The 3,913-nt window shown below is 73.3% G+C and carries 2 protein-coding genes and 1 pseudogene; all 3 read left to right on the top strand.

Going from position 1 to position 3,913, the window contains the following annotated elements:
- A partial coding sequence (locus ACRDP3_RS23775) for a DEAD/DEAH box helicase (RefSeq protein ID WP_431519042.1) occupies positions 1–2,298 on the top strand: 2,298 nt, incomplete at its 5' end.
- Positions 2,295–3,554, top strand: coding sequence for an SWIM zinc finger family protein (locus ACRDP3_RS23780; protein ID WP_431519043.1), 1,260 nt, complete (start codon positions 2,295–2,297; stop codon positions 3,552–3,554). The genes ACRDP3_RS23775 and ACRDP3_RS23780, both read left to right, overlap by 4 nt.
- Before the next feature lie 104 nt (positions 3,555–3,658).
- Positions 3,659–3,913, top strand: a pseudogene (locus ACRDP3_RS23785) (hypothetical protein); the annotation flags it as partial.

Consider the following 3,913-nt stretch of genomic DNA (forward strand, 5'->3'; position numbering starts at 1 on the left):
GCCCCCTACGCCGCAGGCGAGCCCTTCGCCGCCAGCGCGCCGCAGCGCCTGCCGGGCGCCCGCGAGTGGGCCGCCGAGGTCGCGGCGGGCATCGACGCGGGCGTACGGATCTCGCTGCGCCTCGACCTGGCCGCCTACGACCTCTTCGAGTCGGACGGGGGAGCTGAGGGCGGCGACACCGAAGCGTGGAGCAGATCGGCCGCCGTCGTGCAGGTGCACAGCCTCGCCGACCCCACCCTTGTCGCCGACGCCGCCCAACTGTGGGGCGGCGCGGACCACTTCGGTTCCCGCGCCCGCATCGACACGCTGCTCGCGCTGCGCCGCGCGGCCCGGGTGTGGCCGCCGCTGGGGCGGCTGCTGGAGCGGTCGGTGCCGGACGTACTGCCGCTGACCGAAGAAGAGGTGACGGAGCTGCTCGGCCGGGCAGCGACCCGGCTGGCGGCAGCCGGGGTGGCCGTCCACTGGCCGCGGGAGCTGGCCCGCGAGCTGACCGCCACCGCCGTCGTACGGCCGGCGCCGGGATCGGCCGCGGACGGGTTCGGCTTCTTCGAGTCGGAGGAACTGCTCCAGTTCCGCTGGCAGTTGGCGCTCGGCGACGAGCAGCTGACCGAGGCGGAGATGGACGCGCTGGCCGAGGCGCACCGCCCCGTCGTGCGGCTGCGCGGCCAGTGGGTGCTGGTGGACCCCGCCCTCGTACGCAAGGCGCGCAAGCGCCATCTCGGCCTGCTGGACCCGGTGGACGCCCTCTCGGCCGCCCTGTCCGGCACCGCGGAGGTGGACGGGGAGGCGGTCGAGGCCGTGCCGGTGGGGGCGTTGGCGACGTTGCGGACCCGGCTCACCGCCGACCTGAAGCCGCTCGCCCAGCCGGACGGTCTGCACGCCACTCTGCGGGACTACCAACTGCGCGGTCTCGCCTGGCTGGAGCTGATGACCTCCCTCGGCCTGGGCGGCTGCCTCGCCGACGACATGGGACTCGGCAAGACGATCACACTGATCGCTCTCCACCTGCACCGCGCGCACCCGGCCCCGACGCTGGTCGTCTGCCCGGCCTCGCTGCTGGGCAACTGGCAGCGCGAGATCGAACGCTTCGCGCCGGGCGTGCCGGTGCGCCGCTTCCACGGCGCAGACCGCAGCCTCGACGGTCTGGCCGACCTGTCGGGTGTCGGCGGCTTCGTCCTCACCACCTACGGCACCATGCGCTCCAGCGCCGCCGAACTGGCCGAACGGCGCTGGGGGCTGGTCGTCGCCGACGAGGCCCAGCATGTGAAGAACCCGCACTCCGCGACGGCCAAGGCGCTGCGCACCCTGCCCGCTCCCGCCCGGGTCGCCCTCACCGGCACGCCCGTCGAGAACAACCTTTCCGAGCTGTGGGCACTGCTCGACTGGACCACGCCGGGGCTGCTCGGACCGCTCAAGGCCTTCCGGTCCCGGCACGCCCGCGCCGTCGAGGGCGGCGAAGACCAGCAGGCGACGGAGCGGCTGGCCCGGCTCGTACGGCCGTTCCTGCTGCGCCGCAAGAAGTCCGACCCGGGCATCGCGCCCGAGTTGCCGCCCAAGACCGAGAGCGACCACCCCGTCGGACTCGCCCGCGAACAGGCCGGGCTGTACGCGGCCGTCGTACGCGAGACGCTCGCCGAGATCGAGGCCGCCGAGGGCATCGCACGCCGCGGCCTGGTGATGAAGCTGCTGACCGCGCTCAAGCAGATCTGCAACCACCCCGCGCAGTACCTGAAAGAGGCGGCGACCGCCGCTCCCGGGCCCGCCGCCGCCCGTTCCGGCAAGCTGGAACTGCTCGACGAACTCCTGGACACCATCCTCGCGGAGGACGGCGCGGTGCTCGTCTTCACGCAGTACGTGACGATGGCGCGCATCATCGAGCGCCACCTCGCCGACCGCGGTGTGCCCACGCAGCTGCTGCACGGCGGCACGCCGGTCGCCCGGCGTGAGGAGATGGTGCGCCGCTTCCAGGACGGTGAGGCCCCGGTGTTCCTGCTGTCGCTGAAGGCGGCGGGCACCGGCCTCAATCTGACCCGCGCCGCCCACGTCATCCACTACGACCGCTGGTGGAACCCCGCCGTCGAGGAACAGGCCACCGACCGCGCGTACCGCATCGGGCAGACCCAGCCCGTACAGGTGCACCGCCTCATCACGGAGGGAACGGTGGAGGAGCGGATCGCGCTACTGCTGGACTCCAAACGGGAGTTGGCGGACGCGGTGCTGGGCGGCGGCGAGGCCGCCCTGTCCGAACTGAGCGACGCGGAACTGGCCGACCTCGTCTCCCTGCGGAGGACGTCATGAGCCGTCCCTCCCGCACCCTTCCGCCGTTGCCCTCCCACCGGGGGTCCCGCGGTCCCTTCGCCGAATCCTGGTGGGGCAACGCCTGGGTGGAGGCGCTGGAAGAGTCCTCGCTCGACGCGGGACGGCTCTCGCGCGGCCGCACGTACGCGCGTGGCGGGTACGTCGGCGAGATCACGGTGACCCCCGGCCGTATCGCCGCGCCCGTACACGGCAGCCGCCCCCGCCCCTACCGCACCGTGGTCCGTCTGCGGGCGCTGACCGACCAGGAGTGGGACGGCTTCCTGGACGCGGTCACCGCTCAACCCGCCCACATCGCGGCCCTGCTGGACAAGGACATGCCGCACGAACTCGTCGAGGCGGCAAGCACGGCAGGCATCCAACTGCTGCCCGGCCACGGCGAACTGGACCCCGGCTGCTCCTGCCCCGACCACGGTTACCCCTGCAAGCACGCCGCCGCCCTCTGCTACCAGACCGCCCGCTTCCTGGACGCCGACCCTTTCGTGCTGCTGCTCCTGCGCGGCCGGGACGAGGAGGAACTCCTCGACGAACTGGCCCGCCGTAACGCCGCGTTGAGCGCCCGCGAGAAGGGTGCGCCCCGTGCGGACGAGGGTCCCGGGCCGGCGTCCGGCGTCCCGGCCCGCGACGCCCTGGCCACCTCGGTACGTCCGCCACTGCCCGACCCCCTCGCGCCGCCGGCGGCTCCCGGCGAACCGCTCCTCTTCCCCGAACTCCCCGGCGCCCCCGACCCGGTCGCCCTCACCTTCCTGGCCACCGGCGCGGCGGCCCGCGCCCACGCGGCCCTCACCGACCCCGGGTGCCTCAACCCCCTCCCGGCGTGGCACGACGCGATCCGGCTCGCCGCCACCCACCCCGATCTCACCGGCCGCGGCACTTTCTCCGCCCGTTTCGCCGCGCTCGCCCACGGCACCGGACACACCACCCCCGAGCTGGCACGGGCCGCGGCGGCCTGGCGGCAGGGCGGCGAGGAGGGCCTGGCCGTCATGGAAGACCACTGGGACCCGCCGGCCGGCAACTTCGACCGCGCCCGCAGCGCCCTGGCCGCCGCCGACCTGCCGCGCATGACGATCCACCGCAACCACCTCACCGACCCCACCCGCACCCACCAGCTCCGCTACGGCAGGGACCAACGCTGGTACCCGTACCGCAACGACCCCGGCGGCGGGGACGACTGGTGGCCGGACGGCCCGGCGGACGCAGATCCGGTGGCGGCGCTGACGGGTCTGCTGGACGCGTGAGGTCGCATTCTTATCGCGTTCCCTTGACTGTCGTCAGGATAAGTGGACACTCATGTGCACCCTGTACCGCCGGTAGCCGCCTGCTTCAGAGAGGAGTGCTGCCGATGCCATCCCGCTCCGCGCACCCCGGTTCCGTCTCATCTCCCCGTGCGACGCGGACCAGATCACGATCCCTGGTCGTCGCCCTGTGCTGCGCGACGATCATCATCGACGGCTACGACCTGATCGTGTACGGCACGGTCGTCCCCACCCTGCTCGACGGCTCGGCCGAGTGGACGCTGTCCAAGGCCGAGTCAGGCCGGATCGGCTCCTACGCACTCGTCGGCATGCTGTTCGGCGCCATGGTGATCGGCACGATC

It is taken from the genome of Streptomyces sp., assembly GCF_050698815.1.
In the GTDB taxonomy this organism is placed as follows: domain Bacteria; phylum Actinomycetota; class Actinomycetes; order Streptomycetales; family Streptomycetaceae; genus Streptomyces.